This is a genomic window from Yoonia sp. R2-816 (genome assembly GCF_046762905.1).
GTDB lineage: Bacteria > Pseudomonadota > Alphaproteobacteria > Rhodobacterales > Rhodobacteraceae > Yoonia.
The window spans coordinates 1-4,126 of the sequence record NZ_JBKQXN010000032.1; the positions used below are offsets into that span (position 1 = coordinate 1).

The 4,126-nt window shown below is 54.7% G+C and carries 6 protein-coding genes and 1 pseudogene; all 7 read right to left on the bottom strand.

Translation table 11 applies throughout. The features are described from left to right. Positions 1–397: 397 nt before the first annotated feature. Positions 398–916 (bottom strand): annotated as a pseudogene (locus ACFWW2_RS00445) (CHC2 zinc finger domain-containing protein); the annotation flags it as partial. Positions 917–1,226: 310 nt separating this feature from the next. Beyond that, the gene (locus ACFWW2_RS00450) at positions 1,227–1,919 is read right to left on the bottom strand and encodes an antitoxin of toxin-antitoxin stability system (protein ID WP_393925394.1); all 693 of its coding nucleotides are present in this window, start codon (positions 1,917–1,919) and stop codon (positions 1,227–1,229) included. Continuing rightward, complete coding sequence (locus ACFWW2_RS00455; protein ID WP_393925395.1) at positions 1,912–2,304, bottom strand: hypothetical protein; 393 nt, start codon at positions 2,302–2,304, stop codon at positions 1,912–1,914. The genes ACFWW2_RS00450 and ACFWW2_RS00455 overlap by 8 nt, the downstream gene beginning before the upstream one ends. Next, positions 2,301–2,756 carry a hypothetical protein gene (locus ACFWW2_RS00460; RefSeq protein ID WP_393925396.1) on the bottom strand — a complete coding sequence of 152 codons (456 nt, stop codon included), beginning with the start codon at positions 2,754–2,756 and terminating at the stop codon, positions 2,301–2,303. The genes ACFWW2_RS00455 and ACFWW2_RS00460 overlap by 4 nt, the downstream gene beginning before the upstream one ends. Positions 2,757–2,837: 81 nt before the next feature. Next, positions 2,838–3,206 (bottom strand): DUF3768 domain-containing protein, encoded by a 369-nt coding sequence (locus tag ACFWW2_RS00465; protein ID WP_393925397.1) that lies wholly within the window; start codon positions 3,204–3,206, stop codon positions 2,838–2,840. Continuing rightward, on the bottom strand, positions 3,203–3,460 hold the full coding sequence (locus ACFWW2_RS00470; RefSeq protein WP_393925398.1) for a hypothetical protein: 258 nt from the start codon (positions 3,458–3,460) through the stop codon (positions 3,203–3,205). Before ACFWW2_RS00470 ends, ACFWW2_RS00465 begins: the two co-directional genes overlap by 4 nt. A gap of 165 nt (positions 3,461–3,625) precedes the next feature. Then, a partial coding sequence (locus tag ACFWW2_RS00475; protein ID WP_393925399.1) for a DUF736 family protein occupies positions 3,626–4,126 on the bottom strand: 501 nt, incomplete at its 5' end.

The following is a 4,126-nucleotide window of genomic DNA, read 5'->3' on the forward strand; positions in this document are numbered from 1 at the left end:
ATCAAGAGGTGTGGGAGCACAGTTTTGCAGTCGATGGTGCGTTACAAGATTTCTTGCGAAAGAACTCAAACATCGTGCTGAAGCCAGAGCGATGCTGAAGCAGACATTCAAGCTACAGAGCGCTAGGTCCGGTTCGTCCGCGTCTTTCGTGTTCAACGCCTACGCAGCGAACGGCGATTGCTGCGCTTGCATCCGCTCTGTGTTCTTCAACTGACTTGCTGTTCGCACGTAATGTGATCCGGGGCGGATGATTGCAATCCCGTCGCACATAATCTGATCACAGTCGCAGATAATGTGAGTTTGGCACCCCGGATAGACGCAAATAATTCGAGCGAGAATCCGGGATGTTTGCAATCCGAGCGACGGATAAGTGCAATTCGTTACAGCTAAGCGACAGGTCCCAAAGGTTCTGCCACCCAGGTGGCGCGAACCCGATCTCCCAGCGGTCCAGTGCTTCATCGCGAAGTCCACGGCCCGCCAGATAATCGCGTGCTGCGGTCCCTGCCCCGGTTTTTAGCTGCAAACGATAAAACAGCACCGCCTGCTCCATGACGTCCGCCAACAGCTTACGACGGTCCACTTTTTTCTGCGCCTCAGGATCACGCGCAGGCATGGTCATCCCCGCCTCATCCGCGAGGATCCGAACCGCCTCCATGAAGCCGACGTTCTCGGTTTCGCGTACAAACGAAATTGCATCTCCCTTGGCGTGACAGCCAAAGCAATAGTAATACCCTTTGCGATCATCGACGTGAAAGCTGGCGGATTTCTCCTGGTGAAATGGGCACGGTGCCCATAAATCACCCTTACCTGGGTTGGACTTACGTTGATCCCACGTGACTCTGCGCCCGATGACCTGCCCAATGGATAGCCGCGTGCGGAGCTCGTCCAGGAATCCTGGTGGTAGTAAACCATTCATCATTTCAACATAGCCGAAATGAGCCAAGCCCCCTAGACCTGTTTCCTGGTTCTTCTCTTCTAACGCATGGTCCAACTGGGCGTATGATCTGGCTCCTGAAACACAATAAAGCGCTGCCATTTCTGGCAACGCTTTAATGCTTTTGCGACTGTCGCGGGAGGAGGTGCAACAACCGCTATGCGGAGATCGGTCTCTCGGGAGGAGGATGAGATTACGACCCCTATGAATGTAAAATGGTGCTGGTTCTGCGCTGCGGCAAGCATTCATGCTGCAATGCGGCTATGCATACATTGCAATGCTCAAGAATTGATCAGTCATGCTTGCCTCCAGTGCGATTGGCTTCGGTCGAGCGCGCTCTGTAGCCGAAGCGGGCACCGTCACCGGTGAACGTGTAATCGTTGCCGACAATCATCTCGGCGACCACCTCATCAGAGTTCACATGTTCATACTCGGCTTCGAGCCTGCGATAGAGCCAACGGGCAAGGGCGCGCATCGCTTCGATCACCGCCGCTTCCGTATCTCTGAAAATCTCTTGATTGGCCGGTGCATCCCGCTGGATGATAATCCGCATGGTGTATTCGTGATAGTAGTTCCCGGATTGACTGATATCGGCGACGAGTTGATAGAAATTCGGTTTCTGTGCGGCTTGGAGCTGATCCGCAATCTGGTGCAGAACTGTGTCGGTTGGTGCATAGGTCCGGATGGCGTGGCACATACCCTTTTCGTAGCGCCACGAGCCTTCAAAGCTGGCACCATCGCCCTGTTGGCTAAATCCCGAAAACCAGATGCAGGGGCGACACCCACCTGTCGGTTTATGGCGGTTGATGGGTACCCGTTTGAGTTCGATGCCAAAACAGATACAGATTGCCTCAAAATCGGCATAGACGTAGTCCCACCATTCATCATGGGAGGACGCTTCGCGATACCAATCGCGGGCGTGAGCCTGGGCGCGTTTGGTGAGCTCGTCGAATTGATAGACGGTGATTTCAATGACCTCAGGCATGGGTACCCTCCCCATTTTTGGTGTCGACCAAATCGGGCCAGACTTCGGCATCCGCGATCGCGCGGGCGATGCTGCCATCGGCATCATCAAACAGACCTTTCATCTGATACACCTGCACCAGCAGGTCATCGATCTGTGCACGGGCAGAGGCCTGGATAGCGATGATAGCTTCCGTGTTGGGCACATCATGTTGCTCAATCCACATCGCATCGTTGGAGCATTCAAATTCCTGGTAGGCAACCATCCAGTCATCCGGGCAACGGGCATCGGAAGGCCAATGTCTCTTGCACCATGCCAATGCTGCTGCTTCCGCCGCATCTTCAGTCGCGAATGGGCGGGCTTGGATTCCGTTGCTGTCATCGGTAATGAAGATCCAGATTTTCATGATCTTTCTCCTTGATCATTTTCTGAATCATCCGAAGCCGTCTTGCTCTTTCGCTTCGCCCTGTCTGCCTTCTCTACAAGATAGATGCGGTAAGCGCTCTTGTCCCACAGCCCAAATGCGAGGTCCTCCTGATCGGCCAAATGGCGCAGGTCACAAAGCACAAACCTAAGGGCATCGCCGTAGCTCTCTGCATCGGGGTACGCCAGAGCAAGAAGCTCTTTCATCTGTTCACACTGCCAATGGGTATCGGACCGTGGCTCCGTGTTGCCATATGTCACGGCTTCCGATTGGACATGCTGGACTGTGAGGCCCTGCAGCTGCACGGGATTGCCGCTATCTGCACCCAAAAGCCGGGCCACGTCTTCGTGTATAAGGTTGGATTGGCCAGACAACGATTTGTCTGTAGGGCAGCTGTAGATGAGCTGAACTGTTGCTGTGACTTCTTCTTGCATCAGTCTTCTCCCGTGAAATGCGAAACGCGCCGCTCTGCTCCTGCAGGCGGCGCTGTGTGGTTTCTTTGTGAGATGTGCTGATCAGTATTCGGACGGCAGCATGATCGTCATGACCCGCCGTGTTTGGGTCGTGTCGTCGGGCTTTTCTGAGCCCGCATTGTAGCTTGGGTCATACAAGTCAATCTTGAACCAGATCTTCGTATCTTCACCGTTCACATCGACGCTGAACGCCCCAAAGTCGTGTTCACCATAGGGGTCATTGTCCTCAGTGAAATCGTTGAAGAGGATGATCGCTGACTGGATTTTCATCATCACGAGGGCATCAAAAGCGGCGATACCCGGTGTCATGACAATCTGCCCGGGCGCGCGAAGAGATTGCCCGAGTGATCTTCGAAATTCGTCGTTCTGGCGGGCAATCTCTGAATGATTCACTTCATGAGCGGCTGTCATTGTGAACCCCCCTGCCCTATCGCAGTTGAGGTTTTTTTGCCGAAACTGGGCCAACTGCGAATGAATTTCGACCCTTCAACGGTATCTACAATCTCAGCGGGCTTTCCAATCATGGCCTCCCACTTGTGCAGAAAGGTATAGGCATCGCAGTCTTCTTCCAGGGCAATCAGCTGACCTGAAACATCACGATATGAGTACGGCGTGATGTCATCTTCTGTGATACCAACAGCGTGCAATTCTGCGGGCGTCACCATGAGCCACCCTTGGCTTGGGTCACTGATGAAACTGAACCGTGTTCGCGGGTTTGACACAGGCGTCATTGGGGTCTCCTTTCTGGTGGTGATGGATGTGCCAATGAAAAAGGGCGCCATGCTCTCGCACGACGCCCTTGCTCGATCCGGCCATTTAATATCGCCTGCTTATGCGAAGGCGTTCTCGCTCTCGGCTTCGCGCCGTTCCATCAGGGGGATCAGGTTGAAGATGTTGGCATCGCCTGCATCGTCACTGCGGACAGCATTGGCGCGGTGTTGCGTACCGCGAGGCGACCAGAAGGCCACGCTGTAGTAGGCATTTCCCTTCTGGGATTCGGCTTGCCAGACCGAGCCGACGCGAATGATCGTGCCACCGGGCGAACGCGCTTCGAGATGGAAGTCAGGGTGGTTCTCATCCGACTTCGTGTCGCTTTCGACGGCCACAACATCGAAGGAGAAGTCGAAGCTCTCGATCGTGCCAGCCATGTTGCCGTCATCCAGAAGTTCCAGCGCGCCAGCCACCATGATCGGCTCAGGCTCGCCACCGGCCAGTGGAACAACCGCCCATTCGCCATCGCGCAGCGTGTCGTTGCGCACGGCATTCATGCGCCAGGTCTTGTTGTTCTTGTCCGTGAGCGTGATCGAGAAGTACTCGGCCTTGCTGCGTTC